The 21,642-nt window shown below is 66.5% G+C and carries 20 protein-coding genes; 11 read left to right on the forward strand and 9 right to left on the reverse strand.

Going from position 1 to position 21,642, the window contains the following annotated elements; genetic code table 11:
• Nucleotides 1-140 precede the first annotated feature (140 nt).
• Nucleotides 141-2,495 carry a penicillin-binding protein 1A gene (locus tag KU884_RS01055; protein ID WP_254432140.1) on the forward strand — a complete coding sequence of 785 codons (2,355 nt, stop codon included), beginning with the start codon at nt 141-143 and terminating at the stop codon, nt 2,493-2,495.
• Nucleotides 2,496-2,540: 45 nt separating this feature from the next.
• Nucleotides 2,541-3,194, forward strand: a complete 654-nt coding sequence (locus tag KU884_RS01060; protein WP_167780883.1) for a M3 family oligoendopeptidase — start codon at nt 2,541-2,543, stop codon at nt 3,192-3,194.
• A 117-nt stretch (nt 3,195-3,311) separates the two neighbouring features.
• Here KU884_RS01060 and KU884_RS01065 read toward each other — a convergent pair whose 3' ends face one another.
• The 3 genes from KU884_RS01065 to KU884_RS01075 form a co-directional block, all read right to left on the reverse strand.
• Complete coding sequence (locus tag KU884_RS01065) at nt 3,312-4,607, reverse strand: citrate synthase (protein WP_167780884.1); 1,296 nt, start codon at nt 4,605-4,607, stop codon at nt 3,312-3,314.
• A 428-nt stretch (nt 4,608-5,035) separates the two neighbouring features.
• Complete coding sequence (locus tag KU884_RS01070; RefSeq protein WP_167780885.1) at nt 5,036-5,296, reverse strand: type B 50S ribosomal protein L31; 261 nt, start codon at nt 5,294-5,296, stop codon at nt 5,036-5,038.
• 127 nt (nt 5,297-5,423) lie between these two features.
• A complete protein-coding gene (locus KU884_RS01075; protein ID WP_167780886.1) occupies nt 5,424-5,798 on the reverse strand; it encodes a DUF3135 domain-containing protein in 375 nt (124 codons plus the stop codon).
• Between the two features lie 146 nt (nt 5,799-5,944).
• Here KU884_RS01075 and KU884_RS01080 point away from each other — a divergent pair, with 146 nt between their 5' ends.
• Nucleotides 5,945-7,165 (forward strand): hypothetical protein, encoded by a 1,221-nt coding sequence (locus tag KU884_RS01080; RefSeq protein WP_167780887.1) that lies wholly within the window; start codon nt 5,945-5,947, stop codon nt 7,163-7,165.
• A 34-nt stretch (nt 7,166-7,199) separates the two neighbouring features.
• On the opposite strand, the gene KU884_RS01085 is transcribed toward KU884_RS01080, so the two are convergent.
• On the reverse strand, nt 7,200-8,624 hold the full coding sequence (locus KU884_RS01085; RefSeq protein WP_167780888.1) for an FAD-binding oxidoreductase: 1,425 nt from the start codon (nt 8,622-8,624) through the stop codon (nt 7,200-7,202).
• A 76-nt stretch (nt 8,625-8,700) separates the two neighbouring features.
• Here KU884_RS01085 and dinB point away from each other — a divergent pair, with 76 nt between their 5' ends.
• Nucleotides 8,701-9,780 carry a DNA polymerase IV gene (dinB, locus tag KU884_RS01090; protein ID WP_167780889.1) on the forward strand — a complete coding sequence of 360 codons (1,080 nt, stop codon included), beginning with the start codon at nt 8,701-8,703 and terminating at the stop codon, nt 9,778-9,780.
• Here dinB and KU884_RS01095 read toward each other — a convergent pair.
• The 5 genes from KU884_RS01095 to rph form a co-directional block, all read right to left on the reverse strand.
• Nucleotides 9,775-10,011, reverse strand: coding sequence for a transcriptional antiterminator, Rof (locus KU884_RS01095; RefSeq protein WP_167780890.1), 237 nt, complete (start codon nt 10,009-10,011; stop codon nt 9,775-9,777). The two genes, dinB and KU884_RS01095, sit on opposite strands and share 6 nt — an antisense overlap.
• Before the next feature lie 137 nt (nt 10,012-10,148).
• Nucleotides 10,149-10,337, reverse strand: coding sequence for a CPXCG motif-containing cysteine-rich protein (locus KU884_RS01100; protein ID WP_167780891.1), 189 nt, complete (start codon nt 10,335-10,337; stop codon nt 10,149-10,151).
• Nucleotides 10,334-11,494: a radical SAM family heme chaperone HemW gene (gene hemW, locus KU884_RS01105; RefSeq protein ID WP_167780892.1), complete on the reverse strand. Its 1,161-nt coding sequence runs from the start codon at nt 11,492-11,494 to the stop codon at nt 10,334-10,336. Before hemW ends, KU884_RS01100 begins: the two co-directional genes overlap by 4 nt.
• 207 nt (nt 11,495-11,701) lie before the next feature.
• Nucleotides 11,702-12,295 carry an RdgB/HAM1 family non-canonical purine NTP pyrophosphatase gene (rdgB, locus tag KU884_RS01110; RefSeq protein ID WP_167780893.1) on the reverse strand — a complete coding sequence of 198 codons (594 nt, stop codon included), beginning with the start codon at nt 12,293-12,295 and terminating at the stop codon, nt 11,702-11,704.
• A gap of 31 nt (nt 12,296-12,326) precedes the next feature.
• Complete coding sequence (rph, locus tag KU884_RS01115; protein WP_167780894.1) at nt 12,327-13,049, reverse strand: ribonuclease PH; 723 nt, start codon at nt 13,047-13,049, stop codon at nt 12,327-12,329.
• A 101-nt stretch (nt 13,050-13,150) separates the two neighbouring features.
• Here rph and KU884_RS01120 point away from each other — a divergent pair, with 101 nt between their 5' ends.
• The 7 genes from KU884_RS01120 to recG all read left to right on the forward strand — a co-directional run bounded on the left by KU884_RS01120 (nt 13,151) and on the right by recG (nt 21,604).
• A complete protein-coding gene (locus KU884_RS01120; RefSeq protein ID WP_167780895.1) occupies nt 13,151-14,014 on the forward strand; it encodes a YicC/YloC family endoribonuclease in 864 nt (287 codons plus the stop codon).
• A 7-nt stretch (nt 14,015-14,021) separates the two neighbouring features.
• On the forward strand, nt 14,022-14,636 hold the full coding sequence (gene gmk / locus KU884_RS01125; protein WP_167780896.1) for a guanylate kinase: 615 nt from the start codon (nt 14,022-14,024) through the stop codon (nt 14,634-14,636).
• Between the two features lie 147 nt (nt 14,637-14,783).
• Nucleotides 14,784-15,056, forward strand: a complete 273-nt coding sequence (rpoZ, locus tag KU884_RS01130) for a DNA-directed RNA polymerase subunit omega (protein WP_167780897.1) — start codon at nt 14,784-14,786, stop codon at nt 15,054-15,056.
• An 8-nt stretch (nt 15,057-15,064) separates the two neighbouring features.
• Nucleotides 15,065-17,242 carry a bifunctional GTP diphosphokinase/guanosine-3',5'-bis pyrophosphate 3'-pyrophosphohydrolase gene (gene spoT, locus KU884_RS01135; RefSeq protein WP_167780898.1) on the forward strand — a complete coding sequence of 726 codons (2,178 nt, stop codon included), beginning with the start codon at nt 15,065-15,067 and terminating at the stop codon, nt 17,240-17,242.
• A gap of 25 nt (nt 17,243-17,267) precedes the next feature.
• Entirely contained in the window at nt 17,268-18,956 is a 1,689-nt protein-coding gene (locus KU884_RS01140; RefSeq protein ID WP_167780899.1) for an ExeM/NucH family extracellular endonuclease, read from the forward strand.
• Between the two features lie 162 nt (nt 18,957-19,118).
• The gene (locus KU884_RS01145) at nt 19,119-19,508 is read left to right on the forward strand and encodes a RidA family protein (protein WP_167780900.1); all 390 of its coding nucleotides are present in this window, start codon (nt 19,119-19,121) and stop codon (nt 19,506-19,508) included.
• A gap of 5 nt (nt 19,509-19,513) precedes the next feature.
• On the forward strand, nt 19,514-21,604 hold the full coding sequence (gene recG, locus KU884_RS01150) for an ATP-dependent DNA helicase RecG (protein WP_167780901.1): 2,091 nt from the start codon (nt 19,514-19,516) through the stop codon (nt 21,602-21,604).
• Nucleotides 21,605-21,642 lie beyond the last annotated feature (38 nt).

The following is a 21,642-nucleotide window of genomic DNA, read 5'->3' on the forward strand; positions in this document are numbered from 1 at the left end:
GGTTATAACGCTTTATACTCTGCGAAACCGAGACAACGTAGACACTATTGGAACCCATGCGCCGATTCTCCCGCATCCTTGTGTACGGTCTGGCGACCGTGCTTTCCCTCGCTCTCTTGGCAGCCGTCGGGGCCGCCGGTGTGTACCTTTACCTGGCGCCGCAGCTGCCGGACGTCGAGACGCTCCGGGACGTGCGTTACCAGGAACCGCTCCGCGTTTATGCCAATGACGGCCAGATGATCGCCGAGTTCGGTGAGAACCGGCGCGAGCCGATCCGTCATGATGCCATCCCCGAGCGTATGCGTCAGGCCTTCATCGCCGCCGAAGACCAGCGCTACTTCGATCACCCCGGAGTCGACTACCAGGGGCTTGCCCGCGCCGTATTGCATCTGGCCCGGCATCGCGAGATTGGTCCCGGTGGCAGCACCATCACCATGCAGGTGGCCCGGAACTTCTTTCTCAGTCGCGAGCAGACCTACCTGCGTAAACTGAACGAAATTCTCCTGGCGTTCAAGATCGAGCGTGAACTCGACAAGGAACAGATCCTCGAACTGTACCTCAACAAGATTTACCTGGGGCAGCGCGCCTACGGCGTCGGGGCGGCATCGCAGATTTACTATGGTGTGGATCCGGAGGAGCTGACCCTGGCCCAGACAGCGATGATTGCGGGACTGCCCAAGGCGCCGTCGGCGTGGAATCCGGTGGCCAACCCTGAGCGTGCGTTGCAACGCCGTGCGTACGTTCTACGCCGCATGCACGAGTCGGGGTTCATCTCCGACGAGGAGCTGGCCGAGGCCAGCACCCAGCCGGTGACTGCCCATGTGCGCCGGGCGCGCCCCACTGTATCGGCTCCGTTCATCGCCGAGATGGCGCGGGACCATATCGTGGACATGGTCGGTGATCGTGCCTACACCGGCGGCTACAGGGTACACACTACGCTGGACCCCGCGTTGCAGGAGTACGCCGACCGGGCCCTGCGGGATAACCTCATGGCGTATGATCGGCGCCATGGCTATCGCGGGCCGGAGGGGCGTGTGGATCTGGATGAGCACGCCGACGCTGACGCCTGGGATCGTGTCCTCGATGGTCTAAGGACCCTGGGTGGTTTGCGCCCTGGTCTGGTGGTGGAGGTTGGCGACACGGCGACGGTGTATCTGGGCGACGGTGAGCGCGTGGAGTTGGCCTTGGAGGCGATGGAGTGGGCGCGGCCGAGGGTGACCCAGGCCGTGGTCGGCGATCCGCCCGAGGCGGTCAGCGACGTGGTGAATCCCGGCGACGTCGTGCGCGTGCAACGCGTTGGCGACGACGTGCGACTGTCCCAGGTCCCGGACGTGGAGGGCAGTGTCGTCAGCCTGTCGCCACGCAGTGGCGCGGTGCTGGCCCTGAGCGGTGGTTTCGACTTCCGCAAGAGTCAGTTCAATCGTAGCGTGCAGGCTGTGCGTCAGCCGGGTTCGGCGTTCAAGCCGTTCATCTATTCCGCGGCACTGGAGAACGGCTACACGCCGGCCAGCATCATCAACGATGCCCCGGTGGTCTTCCGTGACGATGCCCTGGAGAGCACCTGGCGCCCCGAGAACTACACGGGCCGCTTCTACGGACCGACCCGGATGCGCGAGGCGTTGGCGCAATCGAGGAATCTCGTTTCCATCCGTGTGCTCCGGGATGTGGGGACGGGGTCGACCATCGATCACTTGAGTCGCTTCGGATTCCCCGCCGAGCGTATGCCGGACAACCTCTCCCTGGCCCTGGGCAGCGCTGGCGTTACGCCGTTGGAGCTGACTGCAGGCTATGCCGTGTTCGCCAACGGCGGGTATCGGGTGGAACCCTATTTCATCTCCCGGGTCGAGGATGGCGACGGCAACGTGATCCAGGCCGCCGAGCCGACGCTGGCCTGCGAACGGTGCAGCAATCTCGATATCCACCAGGGGGTGCGTCTGGGCGTGGGCGAAGACTCTGCCGCCGAGGCGAACGAGGACATCCGCTTGACGCCGACCTATCGACCGGCCGAGCGGGTGATTTCCGAGCAGAACGCGTACCTGATGACCAGCATGCTGCAGGATGTGATCAGTCGTGGCACCGGGCGGGCGGCCCGCCGTCTCGGCCGTGACGATCTGGCCGGCAAGACGGGCAGCACCAACGATCTCTACGACGCCTGGTTTGCCGGTTACAACCCCCACCTGGTCACAACGGCATGGATCGGGTTCGATCAGGCGCGCACGATGGGGCCCGGCGAGACCGGCGCGCGGGCGGCATTGCCGATCTGGACGGATTTCATGGAGCGCGCGCTTGGCGAGGTGCCGGAAGCCCAGCCGCGGCGCCCCGGTGGTCTGGTCACCGTGCGCATCGATCCCGAATCCGGCCTGGTGACGGATTCCGACAATCCTGACGCGATCTTCGAGACCTTCCGTTCGGATCAGGTGCCGGAGCGTGATCCGGATGCGCGGCGTAACGGCGGTGACCGGGAGCGGGATCAGGGTGACGCGCCGTTGTTCTGAGTGGGGCTCCGTGCTCGCAGAGCCCGGCGACAATGAGGTGATCCGATGGCCAAACAGGCAACCACCCGCGATCAGCGCATGCGTCAACGCCTCACCCAGGAGGCTGCCAGGATCATGGTGGACGAGGGGGTGCGCGACTACTACCAGGCGAAGCGCAAGGCCGCGGTCCGGCTCGCGGCTCCGGACACCCAGAACATGCCGCGGAACCGGGAAATCCAGGAGGCCGTGGCCGAGTATCAGCGGCTGTTCCAGGGCGAGGGGCAGGCCCAGCGCCTGCGGGAGCTGCGTGAGGCGGCCTGCGAGGCCATGCGGTTCTTCGGGCGGTTTCGCCCGCGGCTGGTCGGAGCGGTCCTGGATGGTACCGCGGGCGACTGGTCCGACGTCAGCCTGCATCTGTTCGCCGATACCCCCGAGGAGCTTGATCTCTTCCTCATGGATAACGGTATTCCCTTCGAGTGGGCGGAGCGGCGGCTACGGTTCAAGCGGGATGCCTGGGCAACAATGCCGGTGTACCGCTTTGTGGCGGGCGACGTCATGGTGGACATGACTGTTTTCACGTCGGATGGCCTGCGTCAGGCGCCCCTGAGTCCGGTGGATGGCCAGCCCATGTCGCGGGCCAATCTGCAGGCGGTGGAAGCGCTCCTCGCCGGTAGCGGTGGGCAGGACGATCTCCTGGACATTCCCCTGGCGGGGCGGTAGCGCCTCAGCTGGTGGTTGCTCTGCCCGGGATTTCCTCTATGAACCTTGCTGCGCGCAGGGCTTTGCCGGAATTGGCCACGCCCCCGGCGTGGCCAATTCACATGCGGCATGCGTGGGTCAGCGCTTGTCCACGGGTACATAGTCCCGCTTGGCGGCGCCGGTGTAGATCTGCCGTGGCCGGCCGATGCGCTGCTCCGGATCCGACACCATTTCCATCCACTGAGCCACCCAGCCCGGGGTGCGTCCCAGTGCGAACATCACCGTGAAGAAGGACATGGGGATGCCCAGTGCGCGGTAGATGAGTCCGGAGTAGAAGTCCACGTTGGGGTAGAGTTTGCGCTCGACAAAGTAGTCGTCGCTGAGGGCGATCTCTTCAAGCCGCACGGCCAGCTCGAGCTGCGGGTCGTTGGCCATGCCCATCTCTTCCAGCACCTCGTGGCAGGTCTTGCGGATGATGGTCGCCCTGGGGTCGTAGTTCTTGTAAACGCGGTGACCGAAGCCCATGAGGCGGAAGGGGTCGTTCTTGTCCTTCGCCTTGGCGATGAATTTCTCTACGTTCCGTGCGTCGCCGATTTCTTCGAGCATGCGCAGCACCGCCTCGTTGGCACCGCCGTGGGCAGGCCCCCAGAGCGCGGCGCAGCCGGCGGAGATGGCCGCGAACGGGTTAGTGCCCGTGCTGCCCGCCAACCGCACCGTGGAGGTGCTGGCATTCTGTTCGTGATCGGCATGGAGGATGAGTAACTGGTCCAGTGCCTTCTCGGCCACCGGGTTGATCTTGTACTCCTCCGACGGGCGGGAGAACAGCATGTTCAGCAGGTTGCCGCTGTAGCTCAGGCGATTCTTGGGGTAAACAAAGGGCTCGCCGACGAAGTGCTTGAACGCCGCTCCGGCGATGGTGGGCATCTTGGCGATGATCCGGTTCGCGCACAGCTGGCGGCTGGCCGGATCGTTGATGTCGATGCTGTCGTGGTAGAACGCGGACAGTGAACCCACCACCGCCGTGAGCATGGCCATGGGATGCGCGTTGTAGTGAAAGCCGTTGAAGAAATTCTTCAGGCTCTCGTTCACCATGGTGTGCCGGGTGATCGAGTCGACGAAATTCTCCAGCTGCGTCTTGTCCGGCAGCTCGCCGTAGAGCAGCAGATAGGACACTTCCAGGAAGGTGCTGTGCTCGGCGAGTTGTTCGATGGGGTAGCCGCGATAGAGCAGCGTGCCCTCGTCACCGTCGATGAACGTGATGTCGCTCTGGCAGCTTGCCGTGGAGGTGAAGCCGGCGTCGTAGGTGAACTGGCCGAACTCCCCGTAGAGGGATTTGATGTCGATGGCTTTCGGACCGTGCGTGCCTTCGCGCACCGGGAGTTCCAGGCTCTTGCCGGAAGCGTTGTCCGTGAGCGTCACAGTGTTCTTGGACATTCGGTGTACTCCTCGTCTCTACGGGCCATTCAAGCCACGCCTGAACCGGCGGTGACGGAGCCGCACTGTGGTGACGGTTGCTGGGGAACGGTCCAGTGCTGCGGCAGCTGCGGTCGTGATGCACTCGCTTGCCTGCGCCGCAGGTCACGAAACCCCGCGCGTCCAGGTTTCGATAGCGGCACAGTGGTCTGTTCCGTCTACCGAGTCGCAGGGATATTACCAGCAATGGCCTGACCGGGGAAGAAGGTGAGGAGAAGGCCGAAAATAGGGGGAATATCCTAGAAGTTACGCATCTTTGTTTCGAAAATGCGGCCATCTCCGTTTTGCTATCCATGCACCGGAGAAAATCGGTTGCTGCAACGCAAAGACCCACGCCGCGGCGTGGGTCTTTGCGTTGCCGTGCGCCAGTGGAGCGGCGCTGCAGCCAGTTACTGCTTGGTCTTGCCGAGTCGACCGTACTTCTGCTTGAACCGGTCAACACGCCCGCCACTGGTCAGGACCCGCTGTTTGCCGGTATAGAAGGGATGGCTCTTGCTGGAGACTTCCACCTTGACCAGCGGATACTCCTTGCCGTCTTCCCAGGTGATGGTGTCGTCGGTGCGCACCGTCGAACGGGTGAGGATCGCGAAATCCGAGGCGATGTCCTGGAAAACGACTTCCCGGTAGTTCGGATGGATGTCCTTCTTCATGACCCTTAGACCTGCATCTGTGGGCGGGCCATCGTGATCGGCCCGACAAGTGTTCGATAAGGCCGCGGATCATACCGTTCGCCGGGGCGAATGGCAACAGCCACTCGTGCGGATGGAGGCCACTCGCTCAGAGTCCCGCATTGTTCTGATCCCGGCGCCCCGGGAACCCCAGAACGCGTGCCTTGGGCATGTGTTGCCGGGGGTGCCCCAGCCAGCACGCCTCGAGTTCCCTGAGGTGTTCCACCAACCCGCCCGGCCCGTGGACAGACTCCCACATCATCCGCGACAGCCGCGCACAGGCCGCCATGGGGTCGGGGTAGCGGTCCCGTTCGCGGTCGATCCGCCACTGCAGACGCCGGAGCCGTTCCCGGCGCCCCGGCGGCGCCGTGCGGATGACCTCCGCTATCGCCTCCTGCCGACGTTTCTCGAACATCGCGGGGTCGGAGCGAGCGAGTTCTCGCCACTGGTCGAAGTTCGCGCTACTCGGGCGGCGGGTGTGCATGGCCGGTGTCCTCCCGGGCCGCAATGTGGCCAGGTTCTCCCCGAAAGATTAGTCCAGATCGGCGTATCCCGCGCGCCCGCGTTCTCCTTTTCGCCTCGACACCGGTACCATGGCGGCGGTCATCGGTGCCAACAGGGAGATGCCTGATGCGGTGTAACGGGTTGCGGGTCGCCGCCGTCTGCGGTGTGTGCGCCCTCATGATGGCGGCAGAGCTTGCCGCCGACTGGCGAGAGGCAGAGCCCTTTCGGCGGGGCGCCATCGAGGGGCGACAGTTCGACTACAACACCGAGAGCTTTCTCCATCGATTCACGTTCGAGCCTGGGCCGGCCCTCGGGCAAGGTGGTCGGCCCGCCCGCGACGGCATCTTCGGTACCGCGGGGAGCAGCCGCAGTGACGAGCTCTACACCCGCCAGGACGTTCAGGTGACTGCAGGGAGCGATGGCCCGGTGCATTTCCGCTACCGGTACCGGCGCTACGAGGACTTCGATGGCCGCTATGATCGCAATCTCGTCGGTGTCGGGGCCCGCCTCAATGAGCAGTGGCTGGCGACGCTCTACGGGGATGTGGAGGGCGCCAAGGAGAACATCGACGTCCAGACCGAACTTGCCTGGGCAGATAATGCCGGCAACCGGTTCCGTGCGGCACTGGTGGCCCCGGATGTCGCCTTCGACGGCAAGCAGGACAATGCCGTCTACGAACGCCAGCCCTATACCTATTACCTGGAGGGGGCGCGGCGGTTCGAGGGCGCCACGGTCTACGGGTTCACCAATTACAATGATTACCTGCGCCTGCGCGACAACGAGCGCGACTTTACCTACCGCTACGATCAGGCCCGCGCCGGCCTGGGTGTGGACGTGTCGCTGAGTGACCGCCTGGAGGGCAGCCTCGAGGCGGAAGGCCTGTATACCACACGCCGCCTGGACGACCGCGACGGCGAATTCGAGGACAGCCGGCTGCGGCGTCGTCACGGCCAGATCACCGCGGAGCTGCGTCACGACTACCGCGCCGACCTGGATCTCTGGGGGGGCGCTCGGTACTTCCGGCTTTCCGAGCGGGATCGCCGCCCTGCCGATGACGACCGTCTGGACCGACAGGAGCGCATCGAGCGGATGGTCTATGCAGGCGTTACCTGGCATCTGAGCGATAATCTGCGTTTCGCGCCGGGGGTATTCATCAACCAGGCGGATGTCCGCGAACGCGAGGATGGCGAGGACGACGACGAAGATGGTCTCTACGGCAAGCTGACGCTGCCGCTACAGATCACCGTGGACGGCAACACCGGCGGCTACGTCACGCTGAATCCCACGGCACGCCTTCACCGGGCGGCATTCGGTGGCGGCAACATCCAGGTCGATCTGCCGTTCTGAACGCCGCAGCACGCGTCGGGGGGCGCGGTGGGGTTCAGCGTAGGATCTTGCCGGGGTTCATGACGCCCCCGGGGTCCAGCGCGGTCTTGATGCTGCGCATCAGTTCCAGCTCCACCGGGTCCTTGAGCCGCTCCAGTTCCCCGACCTTGAGCTGGCCGACGCCGTGTTCCGCGGCGATGGAGCCGCCCATGGCGGCAACCACATCATGGACGATGCGGTTGCACTCCGCCCAGCGGGCGAGAAACGCGCCCGGGTCTTCGTGCCGCGGCTGTGACAGGTTGAAGTGGATGTTGCCATCGCCCAGGTGGCCGAAGGGGCACACCCGCACCCCCGGGATTGCCGCCTCGATGCGGGTGGTGGCTTCCTCGAGGAATGCCGGGATCCGGGAAACGGCCACGGAGACGTCGTGCTTGATACTGGCGCCGTCATGGCGCTGGCCCTCGGGGATGCTCTCCCGCAGGTGCCATAGGGTGCGTGCCTGCTGCACCGACTCGGCCACCACGGCGTCCAGCGCCCGGCCGCTCTCCAGCGCATCGCCCAGCGCCGCTTCCAGGCCCTCGCGCAGCTCGTCGCCGGGGCGGGGCGTGGAGAGTTCCACCAGCAGGTACCACGGGTAGGCCGCCTCGAAGGGGTCGGCGCAGCCTTGGATGTGGTCGATGGCGGTGGCCAGGCTGGTGCGGCTCATGAGTTCGCAGCCGGTGAGGGTGTCGCCGCTGCACTCCCGCAGCGCCGGCAGCAGTTGCACTGCCGCCGCCGGGGACTCCAGGGCCACCAGGGCAGTCCGCGTCTGCCGAGGGCGCGGGAACAGTCGCAGCACCGCCGCGGTAATGACCCCCAGGGTTCCCTCCGCACCGATGAACAGATTCTTGAGGTCGTAGTGGCTGTTGTCCTTGCGCAATCCGCTGAGCCCGTTCCAGATCCGCCCGTCCGCCAGGACCACTTCCAGACCAAGGCACAGGTCCCGGGCGTTGCCGTAGCGCAGTACATTGGTGCCCCCGGCGTTGGTGGCCAGGTTGCCGCCGAGCATGCAGCTGCCTTCGGCGGCCAGGCTCAGCGGAAACAGCCGATCGACATCCTCGGCCGCACGCTGCAGGTCGGCCAGGATACAGCCGGCTTCGGCGGTCAGGGTCTCGTTGGCGGTGTCGATCTCGCGGATGCGCCGCATCCGCCGCAGGCTCAGCAGCAGCTGCGTCCCGGACGTGTCGCAGGCGGCGCCACCACAGAGCCCGGTGTTGCCACTCTGGGGCACCACCGCGATGCCGGCCTCGCTGCAAAGGGCGAGAACCCGGGCCACCTCCGCGGTAGTCGCCGGTGCCACCACCGCCACCGGCACGCTCCGGTACAAACCCCGCCATTCCCGTAGCAGTGGCTCCCGGGCGTCACCGGCCAGCCAGCCCGCCTCGCCGACGGTGGCGCGAATGCGCGCGAGCGTAGTGTCAACGGGATCGGTGCTATTCATGCGCCCATTCTGCCATGCGCCGCCCGCTGCGGGGTGGTGGCTCCTGTACCCATGCCGCGCAGGATAGAATGCAGCCATGAGCGAGCGGCCGCGCAAGATCATCCACGTGGATATGGACGCGTTCTATGCGTCCGTGGAACAGCGGGACGACCCGGATCTGCGCGGTCAGCCGGTGGTGGTGGGCGGCTCGCCGGACGGGCGCGGTGTGGTGGCGGCGGCCAGCTACGAGGCGCGCCAGTATGGCATCCACTCCGCCATGCCGGCGGCCCGTGCATTGCGGCAGTGCCCTCACGCCGTGTTCATCCGGCCCCGGTTCGACACCTACAGGGCCGTGTCCCGGCAGCTCCGGGGCATATTCCTGCGCCACACCAGCCTGGTCGAACCGCTGTCCCTGGACGAGGCGTATCTGGATGTCACCGACACCCCCGACTTCGGCGGCTCCGCCACCCGGGTTGCGGAGGCCATCCGCCGGGCGGTGCGCGAGGAAACCGGTCTCACCGCCTCCGCCGGCGTCTCCTACAACAAGTTCCTGGCCAAGCAGGCCTCGGACATGGACAAGCCGGACGGCCTGACGGTCATCACTCCGGGCCACGGTGCGGATTTTGTCGCCACCCTGGCCGTGGGCCGGTTCCACGGTGTCGGCAAGGCCACCGAGGCGCGCATGCACGAACTCGGCATCCATACCGGCGCCGATCTCCGGCACTGGGAGTTGCACGATCTCCAGGAGGTCTTCGGCAAGCGGGCGCCGTTCTACTACGGCATTGCCCGGGGCGTGGACGAGCGCCCGGTGGAGCCCACGCGGGAGCGCAAGTCCGTGGGCGCCGAGAACACCTTCCGCCGCGACCTGGCCGCCCGGGGTGACATGGTGGCTGCGCTGGAGCCCCTGGCGGGCAAGGTTGCGGAGTCCCTGGCGGCGAAGGGGCTGCAGGCGCGGACGCTGACGTTGAAGGTGAAGTACGCGGATTTCGAGCAGATCACTCGTCGCCGGACCGCCGCGGCCCCATTGCATGACGCCGCGGGCATGATGCCGCTGCTGGATGTCCTGCTGGACGAGACCGACGTGCACCGGCGCGCCGTGCGCCTCCTCGGAGTCACGGCGTCTGGCCTGGAGCCACGGGAGCCGCGCGCGGTAAGGCAGCTCGCCTTTTCCCTATAACGGCATGAACCGCCGTATGCGGTCGAGGCGGATCTCCAGCGGCCGGCCCACGGCGCGCTGGGCGATCAGGAACTCCTCGTGCTCGCGGGTGCGCAGGTCCACCGGCAGCAGGGGCTCGATATGCCAGCGCCCGTCCGGGCTCTGCCAGCCCACCCGCAGCCGCGTGCCCTGCACGATGGCGATCTCCAGTGCGGCGTAGGTCTCGCAGCCGATGGGATGATAATCGCTCATGGCCAATGCCCTTCCCCTCGTGGGGCCGGTGGGTGACACACCGCGCGATTCAGGTCGGCCCCTACCGCATGGTTATAGTACAGATCTCGGCGACCGCGACATGTGTCGCCGGAAATGTTCAGTGTTTCCCGAGGGGGTCAGTCGTCATCGCGGAGGACGGTGATGCCGGCCAGTTCGCCGGTCCCGTCCACCTCCACCATGAACTCGATGGGTCGGCAGCAGATCTCGCAGTCCTCCACGTACTGCTGGCTGCCGGCGGAGCAGTCCACGGCGGTGATGAAGGGCTCGCCGCAGTACGGGCATTCCACGGTGGTCTCGGTGATCATTCCGTCTCCGGCAGGAAGCGCTGCAGCAGCGTGTCCAGGTGGTTGTGCCCGGCCGTCGTGGGCATGATGGCCCCGTCCCGGCGAGTCAGTAGTCCGTCCCGGGTGGCAGCGGCCATCATGGGCTCCAGGTCCGCGAAGGTCAGACCGGTGCGGGCTTCGAACAGCGCCGGCGTGAAGCCCTGTTCCAGGCGCAGGCAGTTCATGAGGAACTCCAGCGGGCGCTCCGCGGTGGGGATGGTCCACTCTTCGGCGTTGGCCGACCCCTGATCGGCCCGAGGCATGTACAGCGCCGGAACCTTGACCTTGCGGTAGCGGTGGATGGTGTCGGCGTCCGGGGCGGTGAGCTTGCCGTGGGCCCCGGCGCCGATGGCCAGGTAGTCACCGAACTGCCAGTAGTTCAGGTTGTGGCGGCAGGCATGCCCTGGACGGCCCCAGGCCGAAATCTCGTAGCGCAACAGTCCCTGCTCACGCAGATGTCCGGTGCACGCTTCCTGCATGGCCCACGCCGTGTCCGGATCCGGCAGCGCCGGCGGCCGTGCGTAGAACACCGTATTGGGTTCGATGGTGAGCTGGTAGTGGGAGATGTGGGGAGCACCCAGGCGGACCGCCTCGTCGATATCGGCCAGGGCGGCGTCCTGCGCCTGTCCCGGCAGAGCGAACATCAGGTCGACGTTGAAGGTCTCGAAGCCGGCGGCGTGGGCAGCTTCGATGGCCCGACGCGCCTCGTCGGGGCCGTGGATGCGGCCCAGAACCTCAAGCCGGTGGATGTCGAAGCTCTGCACGCCGATGGACAGGCGGTTCACCCCGGCGCTGCGGAAAGCGGCGAAGCGCCCCTGCTCCAGCGTGCCCGGGTTGGCCTCCAGCGTGATTTCGGCCCCCGGTGCCAGATGGGGCTGCAGCCACTCGATGACGCGGCTGATGGCCGCCGGCGGGAACAGGCTGGGCGTGCCGCCGCCGATGAACACCGTCTCGATGGTGCGTCCCGCCGCACGCTCGAGTTCGGCGTCAAGGTCCGCCCGCAGCGCCGCCAGGTAGTCCTCGACGGGAAGTTGCTCCGGGGCAGTGTGGGAGTTGAAGTCGCAGTACGGGCACTTGCGCACGCACCAGGGCAGGTGCACGTACAGGCCGAGCGGTGGTGTGGTGAGGCGCGACGTCATGGTGCCTACTCTGCAGGTGTTTACGGCGGCCGGGCGCCGCATGTTCACGCTGTCCGAAGGACGCCTCTTGATACACCGTCAAACCGGCGGTCGCGGCTGCAACTGCCCGCGTAGGGTGGACCTTCAGGTCCACCTTCCCGAGACGTACCAGCCGAGGCGGCTCAGCGAAAACCGGCAACGGTGGACCTGAAGGTCCACCCTACGGAACTACGAGACGTTCAGTGCATCCAGCAGCGCCCGCAATGCCTGCCCCCGATGGCTCAGCCGGTTCTTGGTGTCCGCCGGCAGTTCAGCCGCCGAACAGCCTTCCGTCGGCACCCGGAACACCGGGTCGTAGCCGAAGCCGCCCTCGCCGCGGGGGGCATCAAGGATTCGCCCTTCCCAGACGCCCTGGCAGATCACTGGGGCCGGATCCTCCGCATGCCGCATGTAGACCATGACGCAGCGGAATCGTGCCGTGCGTTCGGCCTCCGGCACGCCGGCCAGTTCGGCCAGCAACAGGCTGTTGTTGGCGTTGTCGTCGCCGTGGGTGCCGGCATAGCGCGCCGAGTGGACGCCCGGGTCCCCGTCCAGGGCGTCGACCTCCAGGCCGGAATCGTCGGCGATGGCAGGCAGCTGCGTATGCGCGCAGGCGTTCCGGGCCTTGATGATGGCGTTCTCGACGAAGGTCAGCCCCGTCTCCTCCGCCTCCGGTACCAGGTACTCGGACTGCGGGATCACGGTATAGCCGCCGGGCCGCAACAGGGCGTCTACTTCGGCGACCTTGCCGGCGTTGTTGCTGGCGAATACTGTGCGCTGCATTGCGTCTCCGGGTGGCGGGTGCCTCGGCCTCTTATTTCTGATCTTCCAGGGCGTCGCGCTGGTGCGTGACCAGCCCCGCGATGCCTTTCTCCGCCAGTTCCGTCATGGCGTTGAGTTCGTCGCGGCGGAAGGCGTGACCCTCCGCGGTGCCCTGGATCTCGATGAAGGCACCGGCATCGTTCATGACCACGTTCATGTCCGTTTCCGCTTCGCTGTCCTCCGGGTAATCCAGGTCCAGAACCGGCGTGCCGCGGTAGATGCCCACCGACACCGAGGCCACCTGGCCGTGCAGTGGATTGCGGCGAAGCAGTCGGCGGTCCACCAGCGAGCGCATGGCGTCGGCCAGCGCCACATAGCCGCCGGTGATGGAAGCGGTGCGGGTGCCGCCGTCGGCCTGCAGCACGTCACAGTCGATGACCACGCTGCGCTCGCCGAGCGCTTCCAGATCGATGGCCGCACGCAGGGAGCGGCCGATCAGCCGCTGGATTTCCACCGTGCGGCCCTGCTGCTTGCCCCGGGCGGCCTCGCGGCCCATGCGCGAGCCCGTGGACCGGGGCAGCATGCCGTACTCGGCGGTGACCCAGCCGCGGCCCTTGCCGCGCAAGAAGCCGGGCACGCTCTCCTCCACCGAGGCGGTGCACAGCACCTGGGTGTCACCGAACTCCACCAGCACCGAACCTTCGGCGTGCTTGGTGTAACGGCGGGTGATACGCACTGGGCGCAGCTCGTCGGGTTGGCGACCGCTGGGGCGCATGAAATCTCTCCGGGGTGTCTGAATCGGGGTTGGTGAGGGTAACATAGCGTGTTTACCAATATCCGGTCTGCACCGGTCCTTGAAACAGGGAGGGTTGATCCATGCCCCGCAGCATGACGGCGTTCGAGCGGCGCGAGACCCAGGGCGACTGGGGGCGACTGAGCTGCGAGCTGCGCTCGGTCAACCACCGTTACCTGGATGTGCACCCGCGCCTGCCTGAGGATCTCCGCGCCATTGAGCCGGCAATCCGCGAGCGCATCGGCCGGCGGCTGTCCCGGGGCAAGATCGAGTGTACGTTCCGGCTGGAGAGTGCGCGGGTGTCCCGGGAGGTGCGCGTGGACTGGGACTACGTGGACCAGTTGCTTGCGGCCACGCGGGAGCTCAATGTCCGTCTCCACGGTGCGGCCTCGATTCCGGCGACGGATTTCCTGCGCATGCCCGGCGTGCTCATGGAGGACCGGCCGGACATGGAGCCGGTGCAGGAGGCGGCGCTGGCGTTGCTCGACGAGGCCCTGGAAGGGTTCGTCGCCACCCGGGAGCGCGAGGGCGAGCGGTTGGGTTCCATGATCGGTGAACGTGCGGGCCAGCTGGCCGACCTGGCAGCGGATATCCGTCAGCGCCTGCCGGAGCTCTCCCGGCGCTGGCGCGAGCGTCTGGAAGTGCGACTGGAGGAGCTCGCGCAGCCCGCCGATCCGGGGCGCCTGGAGCAGGAGCTGGTCTACATCGCTCAGCGCACGGATGTCGCCGAGGAGTTGGACCGGCTGGACGCGCATGTGCAGGAGATCCGCGACGTGCTGGGGCGCACGGAACCCGTCGGCCGACGGCTGGATTTCCTCATGCAGGAGCTCAACCGGGAAGCCAACACGCTGGGGTCCAAGTCCGCCGCCCTGGAGACCACCAACGCCTCCGTGGACATGAAGGTCCTCATCGAGCAGATGCGCGAACAGATCCAGAACGTCGAATAGGCCCTTCATGATCGGTACGCTCTATATCATCTCGGCGCCTTCCGGTGCCGGCAAGACCAGCCTGGTCAAGGCTCTGGTGGATACCATGCCCGGCCTGGCCATCTCCGTGTCTCACACCACGCGCCCGCGGCGTGACGGCGAGACGGATGGCGTCGATTACCACTTCGTCGACGCGGACGCCTTCCGGGCCATGGTGGATGCCGGCGACTTCCTGGAGCATGCCCGGGTTTTCGGTAACGCGTATGGCACGGCGCTCAGCAGCGTGCAGGAGCAGCTGGAGACGGGGACCGACGTGATACTCGAGATCGACTGGCAGGGCGCCCGGCAGGTGCGTGAGACCCTGCCGGGGGCGGTGTCCGTTTTCATTCTGCCGCCGTCCCGCGACGAACTCGAGCGCCGTCTGCGCGCCCGCGGCAAGGACTCGGAGGAGGTCATTGCCCGACGGTTGCAGGAAGCCCAGGGCGAAATGTCGCATTACGGTGAATACGACTACCTGGTGGTCAACGATGCCTTCGGCCACGCCCTGGAAGAACTTGTCGCCGTGGTGCGTGCGCGCCGGTTGCGTATGACCGCCCAACGGGACCGTCTGGGAGCCACGCTCCGGGATCTGCTCGGCGATTGACCCGCTGCATGCGGGTGGTCGCCTCCCGCGGTTGCCCCGCCCTGGTGCATGTTTCGGTCCAATTCTGGTGCAGAGCACCACTTGTTGCCGTGTTTCAGTTACACTGAAGCGTCAGAAAGTGTTTTCAATCAGGGAGTCATTCACCCCATGGCACGCGTTACCGTCGAGGATTGCCTCGAAAACGTCGATAACCGCTTCGAACTCGTTCTGGTCGCCTCCAAGCGCGCCCGTCAGATCTCCCATGGCGTGGAGCCGCGGGTGCCACTGGAGAACGACAAGCCCACCGTGCTCGCGTTGCGCGAAATCGCCGGTGCCCATGTCGGCGCCTCCATCCTCGAAGAGGATCTGCAGGCGGAGTACCAGCAGGCGGTTGCCGAAAGCCCCGCGCCGGCCATGCCCGAGACTCCGGACGATACGTGAGGTAGCCCTTGGCGAACGCGGACCCGCTCCCGGCGGCAGAGCAGCAGACCGGGGCTGACCCAGCCCGCCGGGCGAGCGAGCTTTGTTCCCTGCTCGAGACCTACCTTGAGCCGGAGCAGGTGCAGACCATCTACCGCGCTTACCAGTTCGGCGCCGCGGCCCACGAAGGGCAGCGGCGACTCTCCGGCGAGCCCTACATCACTCACCCGCTGGCGGTGGCCAAAGTCCTCGCCGAAATGCGTCTGGACTACCAGAGCATTGTTGCCGCCATCCTGCACGACGTCATTGAAGACACCCCCACCGCCAAGGAAAAGATCAACGAGGATTTCGGCGAGGAAGTTGCGGAACTCGTGGATGGTGTCTCGAAGCTCACCCAGATCCACTTCGAGAGCAAGGCCGAGGCCCAGGCCGCCAACTTCCGCAAAATGATGATGGCCATGTCCCGGGATATCCGGGTCATCATCATCAAGCTGGCCGACCGGCTCCACAACATGCGCACCGTCTGGGTGATGCCGCCCCACAAACGCCGCCGCATCGCCCGTGAGACGCTGGATATCTATGCCCCCATCGCCCACCGGCTGGGCATCAACAACATGCGCATCGAACTGGAGGACCTCTGCTTCGCCGCCATTCATCCCATGCGCTGCCGGGTCATCAAGGCGCAGGTGCGCAAGGTTCGCCGTAATCAGAAGAAGTTGGTGACCAAGGTCAGTGAGGCCTTCGGCGAGCGTCTCAAGGAGGTGGACGTCAGTGCCGCCCTGGAGTCGCGGGAGAAGCACCTCTACGGAATTTACCGGAAAATGCGCGGCGAGATCGGTGATCGCAAGGGCTTCCATGCGGTATTCGACGTCTACGGTTTCCGCGTCATTGTCGATTCCGTGGATGCCTGTTACCGGGTGCTCGGTATCATGCACGGCCTCTACAAGCCGGTGCCGGGTTGCTTCAAGGACTACATCGCCATCCCCAAGAGCAATGGCTACCAGTCACTGCACACCACGCTCTGGGGGCCGAAGGGCATTCAGATCGAGGTGCAGATCCGCACCACGGAAATGCACCGGGTGGCGGAGATGGGGGTGGCCGCCCACTGGATGTACAAGGTGGGCGAGGCGGCGCAGAACACGGCCCAGAGCCGCGCCCGCGAGTGGGTCAAGGACCTGCTCGAGATGCAGCGCAATGCCGGCAATCCCCTGGAGTTCATCGAGAACGTCAAGATCGATCTCTTCCCCGACGAGGTCTACGTCTTCACTCCCCAGGGCGACATCATGGAAATGCCCCGGGGCGCCACCCTGGTGGATTTCGCCTACGCGGTGCACTCCGACATCGGCGACACCTGCCTCGCAGCCAAGGTGGACAAGCGCCTGGTGCCCCTGCGCACGCAACTCGAAACCGGCCAGACCGTCGACATCATCACTGCCCCGGGCGCTCGCCCCAATCCCGCATGGCTTGATTTCGTGGTCACCGCCAAGGCTCGCTCCGCCATTCGCCATTCGCTGAAGAGTCTGCGGGAAGAGGAAGCCGCCAGCCTCGGTCGGCGGTTGCTGGATCAGGCGCTGGAGAGTCTCTCCCTGTCGCTGGAAGACCTGCCGCCGGAGCAGGTCCAGCGCGGGCTGGAAGCCCAGGGGTTCGAGACCATGGACGGACTGCTGGAGAATATTGGCCTCGGGCGCCGCATGCCCTGGCTGGCGGCGCGTCACCTGGCCGGGCTGTCCGAGGACCTGGTGGAGTCCGAGGAGGGTGGGCGCCAGCGCCTGACCATCCGCGGCACCGAGGGGGCGGTAGTCACCTTCGCCCGCTGCTGTAACCCCATTCCCGGGGATCCCATCATCGGCTTCGCCAGCTCCGGGCGCGGCATGGTGGTGCACCTGCAGGACTGCAAGAACCTGCAGGAGTACCGCAAGCACCCGGAGAAGTGGCTGGATGTGCAGTGGGAGCCGGAGATCAGTCGCGAGTTCTCGGTGCCGGTCCGCGTCGACGTGGTCAACGAGCGCGGCGTGCTCGCAGGAGTCGCTGCCACCATTTCGGAGAGCGAGGGCAACATCCTCAACGTTTCGGTGGACGACCGTGAGGGTATGATTGCCACCATCAACTTCAGCATCGCCGTCAGGGGACGACGGCACCTGGCGCGGATCATGCGCCGACTGCGCGTACTCAACAGCGTGCTGCGGATCACCCGCGTCAAGGGATAACCGGGTCAATCAGGGAGTGATGAACGTGCCTCAATGGCTCAAGCGCAAGGACGTGCTGTGGACATGCGGCCTGGCCGCACTGCTTGCCAGCTACCTCGTCTTCGGCGATGCCGCCGATTCCTGTCAGCCCGATCCGCAGACCGTGGCCGCCGTGGCCGGCCAGGGCAGCGATGCCATTGCGGAGGGTGAGCGGGTCACCGTGGAAGGCAGCGTGACCGGTGTGTTCCTCGGCGTTGACGCGCTGAACGGCTTCTTCCTGCAGAGCACCCGTGGCACCGACGGCCCGGCAGCCGTGTTCGTCTACGCCCCGGGGCTCGACGGTGCTGCGCGGGAGCGAGTGCGGCCCGGTGCGCGTCTGCAGGTCACCGGTATCACCGACCGGTTTCACGGACGCCCCCAGATCGGCTACCTGGATGGAGTACACCGTTGCGGACCGCGACGGAGTGTGGAGCCGGTCCCCCTGGAACTGCCCCTGGCCGAGGCGGATCGGGAGGCCATGGAGGGTCTGCTGGTGCACTACCCCGAGAAGCTGGTCGTCACCGGCAACCACCAGCTCGGCCGTTTCGGCACGCTCAAGCTTGCCCCCGAGCGGCTGTTTCGCACGCGCAGCGGCGATGACGTTGAGCCAGTGATCCTGCTGGACGACGGCAGCTACCGAACCGACCCGGACCCTGTGCCCTACCTCGATTCTGATTCCGGAACCCGCCGTGCGGGTGACCGGGTCGAGCCCGTCACCGGCATCGTTACCTATGCCTTCGACGATTGGCGTCTGCACCCCGTGGAAACACCGGAGTTCCGGGCCGACAACCCGCGGCCGGAAGGCCCGGCGGACGTGGGCGGTGACCGACGCGCTGCTGCTTTCAATGTGGAAAACTATTTCCTGACCCTGGGCCAGCGTGGCGCCTCCAGTGAGGCTGAACTGGAGCGCCAGCGTCGGCGCCTGCTGGCCGCACTGGAAGCCCTGCAAGCGGATCTTATCGGGCTGGTGGAAGTGGAGAATGACCCCGAGGCGCTGCGCGATCTGGTGCAGCGCGCCAGTGATGCAGTGCCCGGTCCAGCGTACCGGGAGCTGTCCACGGGTGAGGCCGGTGGCGACGCCATCAAGGTCAGCCTTGCCTACCGCCCCGAGCGGCTGCAACTGGTGGCCGGGCCGTTTCGTGATGACCGCCCCGTGCATCATCGCCCACCGCAGGCCGCCGTGTTCCGTCCCCCTGACGGCGAGCCGTTCCTGGCTGCCGTGGTGCATTTCAAGAGCAAGATCCGTTGTCCGGACAGTGGTGACGTGGACCGCGGCCAGGGCTGCTGGAACGAACGGCGTACCGCGCAGGCGCGGGCGCTGCGGGAATTCGTCAGCGAGACGGCCACCGAGCACGGTGTCGAGGACATCGTGCTGCTGGGGGATTTCAACAGCTACGCCGGCGAAGCCCCGATCCAGTTGTTTGAGCAGAGCGGGTTCCGCAATCTGGTGGCCCGCGACCTGCCGGCCGAGCGGCAATACAGCTACGTCTTTCGCGGCGCCTCCGGGACGCTGGACTACGTTTTGGCGAACCCGTCCATGGCGCAGCGGGTCGCCGGGACCGAGGTCTGGCACATCAATGCCGATGAGCCTCCGGTGTTCGACTACCAGGGGCGGCTTGCGGACTCGCCGCAAGTGGACGGCACACCGTATCGGTCTTCGGATCACGATCCCGTGCTGATCGGGATCGGCGACTAGTGTGTACACCAGGTTCGTGATCACCACAGCGGGTGCAGCTTTCTGATACCTTGGCCGGGTGCCGTTGGTGCGGCACCGGAAGCGCGGAGGCGCGCGGGATTCAGTCGCGTCTCCCTGGCTTTCCACTCCGTCTTTATTTCGACGCAGGAGAGGACTCAAATCATGACGCGGGAAGTGATCCACACGGATCGGGCGCCTTCAGCCATCGGCCCCTATTCCCAGGCCGTTCGGGTCGGTGACACGGTCTATCTCTCGGGGCAGATTCCGCTGGAGCCCGAGAGCATGGATCTGGTGCGCGGCGACATCCGTGCCCAGGTCGAGCAGGTGTTCAATAATCTGCGCGCAGTCTGTGAAGCCGCCGATGCCGGGCTCGCGGATATCGTCAAGCTCAACATCTATCTCACGGATCTCGGCAACTTCGGTCTGGTCAACGAGATGATGGAGGAGCACTTCGACGAGCCCTATCCGGCCCGCGCTGCCCTTGGCGTCGCCAGCCTGCCCAAGGGCGCAGGCGTGGAAATGGATGCCGTGCTGGTGCGCAGCAAGGGCTGACGGCCATGGCCGCCGACAGGGATGTCAGCGCCCTCGCGCAGCCGGTCACCGCGCTGCGCGGCGTGGGCGCCCGTCAGGCGGAGCGGCTGACGAACCTGGGCATCCACTCGGTGCAGGACCTGCTGCTGCATCTGCCACTGCGCTACGAGGACCGTACCCGTGTGCGCCGGATCGGTGAACTCCGCCCGGGGGAGCAGGCGCTGACCAGCGGTACCGTGGAACTCACGGAGGTTGCCACGGGGCGGCGTTCGCGCCTGCTGTGTAGGCTGACCGATGGCACCGGGGGGCTTACCCTGGTGTTTTTCCACTTCCACCCATCGCAGCAGAAGCGGCTGGCGCGGGGCACCCGCGTGCGCTGTTTCGGCGAGGTGCGGGAAGGCCCCGCGGGGCTGCAGATCATTCACCCGGAGCTGGAGATCGGTGTCGACGACGACGGTCAGGGTGATGGACTGCTGCCGGTCTACCCCACGACCCAGGGGCTCAACCAGAGTTCGCTGCGCCGTCTCACCGACCAGGCCCTGGCCTGGCTCGCCCAGGCACCGCCGCCGGAGCTGCTGCCCGAGTCCCTGCGCCGGCAATGGCAACTGCCAGGACTGATCGAATCCGTTACCACCTTGCACCGGCCGTCGTCCGGGATCTCTCTGGGGGCCCTCGAGGCGCCGGATCATCCCGCCCGCAGGCGGCTGATCATCGAGGAGCTCCTGGCTCATCACCTCACGCTGCGGTTGCAGCGCCATACCCTGCGAGAACAGGCAGCGGCGCCGGTGCTCCGTGGCAACGGTCGACTGACTGCGGCGTTCACCGACGGCCTGCCCTTCACGTTGACGGCGGCCCAGGCGCGCGTCGACCGGGAAACGGCGGCGGACATGGCCAGTCGCGCACCCATGCTGCGGCTGGTCCAGGGGGATGTCGGCTCCGGCAAGACGGTGGTCGCCGCGCTGGCGGCGTTGCGCTGCGTGGAGAGCGGCATGCAGACGGCCATCATGGCACCCACCGAGTTGCTCGCAGAGCAGCACTACCGCAATTTCCGCGACTGGCTTGAGCCACTGGGAGTGGCCGTGACCTGGCTGTCCGGCCGCATGGCCGCGGGCGAACGGCGACGGGCCCTGGAGGCCCTGGCCGGCGGTGACACCCAGGTGGCAGTGGGCACGCATGCCCTGTTCCAGGACGAGGTGGAATTCCGGCGACTGGGCCTGGTGGTAGTGGACGAGCAGCACCGTTTCGGGGTCCACCAGCGCCTGGCGCTGCGGGAGAAGGGCCACTCCGAGCGGGCGCAGCCCCACCAGCTGATCATGACCGCCACGCCCATCCCCCGGACTCTGGCCATGACTGCCTACGCCGATCTGGATGTCTCGGTTATCGATGAACTGCCCCCGGGGCGCAGTCCGGTGACCACTGTCGCAGTGCCCGACAGTCGGCGCAACGAGGTGATGACCAGTGTCGCCAAGGCCTGCGGCGAAGGCCGGCAGGCCTACTGGGTCTGTACCCTGATCGAGGAGTCCGATGCCCTGCAGGCGCAGGCGGCCGCCGATACCGCGGAGGAGCTGCAGGCGGCCCTGCCGGAACTGCGCATCGGTCTGGTGCACGGGCGCCTGCGGGCGGCGGACAAGGACGCGGCCATGAAGGCGTTCGCTGCGGGTGAGGTGGACGTGCTGGTGGCCACCACCGTCATCGAGGTGGGTGTGGACGTGCCCAATGCCAGCCTCATGGTCATCGAGAACCCGGAGCGCCTGGGGCTGGCCCAGCTCCATCAGTTGCGTGGCCGAGTCGGTCGCGGCGCGGCGGCGAGCAGCTGCGTGCTGCTCTATCATGCGCCGCTCAGCGACACGGCCCGCGCCCGGCTGGCGGTGCTGCGTGAGTCCGGTGATGGTTTCGAGATCGCCCGCCGGGATCTGGAGATCCGCGGTCCCGGCGAGCTGCTGGGCACGCGGCAGACCGGCGCCTGGCAGCTCAAGGTGGCCGATCTGGTCCGCGACAGCGAGCTGATCGCCCCGGTACAGCAGGCCGCCGACCGCATGCTGTGGGAGGCACCCGCCGATGCCCATGCGCTGATCCACCGGTGGGTGGGCGAAGCCGCCCGCTACGGGCGGGTCTGAAAGGGCCCGGGATGCAAGGGCCGCGGGTGCATGCGATA

The organism is Aquisalimonas sp. 2447, from assembly GCF_012044895.1.
GTDB lineage: Bacteria > Pseudomonadota > Gammaproteobacteria > Nitrococcales > Aquisalimonadaceae > Aquisalimonas.

What these genes read in the sequence shown, in the direction of transcription:
- KU884_RS01060 (WP_167780883.1), top strand. Translation starts at nt 2,541, where the DNA reads ATGGCCAAACAGGCAACCACCCGCGATCAGCGCATGCGTCAACGCCTC.
- KU884_RS01065 (WP_167780884.1), bottom strand. Translation starts at nt 4,607, where the DNA reads ATGTCCAAGAACACTGTGACGCTCACGGACAACGCTTCCGGCAAGAGC.
- KU884_RS01070 (WP_167780885.1), bottom strand. Translation starts at nt 5,296, where the DNA reads ATGAAGAAGGACATCCATCCGAACTACCGGGAAGTCGTTTTCCAGGAC.
- KU884_RS01075 (WP_167780886.1), bottom strand. Translation starts at nt 5,798, where the DNA reads ATGCACACCCGCCGCCCGAGTAGCGCGAACTTCGACCAGTGGCGAGAA.
- KU884_RS01080 (WP_167780887.1), top strand. Translation starts at nt 5,945, where the DNA reads ATGCGGTGTAACGGGTTGCGGGTCGCCGCCGTCTGCGGTGTGTGCGCC.
- KU884_RS01085 (WP_167780888.1), bottom strand. Translation starts at nt 8,624, where the DNA reads ATGAATAGCACCGATCCCGTTGACACTACGCTCGCGCGCATTCGCGCC.
- dinB (WP_167780889.1), top strand. Translation starts at nt 8,701, where the DNA reads ATGAGCGAGCGGCCGCGCAAGATCATCCACGTGGATATGGACGCGTTC.
- KU884_RS01095 (WP_167780890.1), bottom strand. Translation starts at nt 10,011, where the DNA reads ATGAGCGATTATCATCCCATCGGCTGCGAGACCTACGCCGCACTGGAG.
- KU884_RS01100 (WP_167780891.1), bottom strand. Translation starts at nt 10,337, where the DNA reads ATGATCACCGAGACCACCGTGGAATGCCCGTACTGCGGCGAGCCCTTC.
- hemW (WP_167780892.1), bottom strand. Translation starts at nt 11,494, where the DNA reads ATGACGTCGCGCCTCACCACACCACCGCTCGGCCTGTACGTGCACCTG.
- rdgB (WP_167780893.1), bottom strand. Translation starts at nt 12,295, where the DNA reads ATGCAGCGCACAGTATTCGCCAGCAACAACGCCGGCAAGGTCGCCGAA.
- rph (WP_167780894.1), bottom strand. Translation starts at nt 13,049, where the DNA reads ATGCGCCCCAGCGGTCGCCAACCCGACGAGCTGCGCCCAGTGCGTATC.
- KU884_RS01120 (WP_167780895.1), top strand. Translation starts at nt 13,151, where the DNA reads ATGCCCCGCAGCATGACGGCGTTCGAGCGGCGCGAGACCCAGGGCGAC.
- gmk (WP_167780896.1), top strand. Translation starts at nt 14,022, where the DNA reads ATGATCGGTACGCTCTATATCATCTCGGCGCCTTCCGGTGCCGGCAAG.
- rpoZ (WP_167780897.1), top strand. Translation starts at nt 14,784, where the DNA reads ATGGCACGCGTTACCGTCGAGGATTGCCTCGAAAACGTCGATAACCGC.
- KU884_RS01145 (WP_167780900.1), top strand. Translation starts at nt 19,119, where the DNA reads ATGACGCGGGAAGTGATCCACACGGATCGGGCGCCTTCAGCCATCGGC.
- recG (WP_167780901.1), top strand. Translation starts at nt 19,514, where the DNA reads ATGGCCGCCGACAGGGATGTCAGCGCCCTCGCGCAGCCGGTCACCGCG.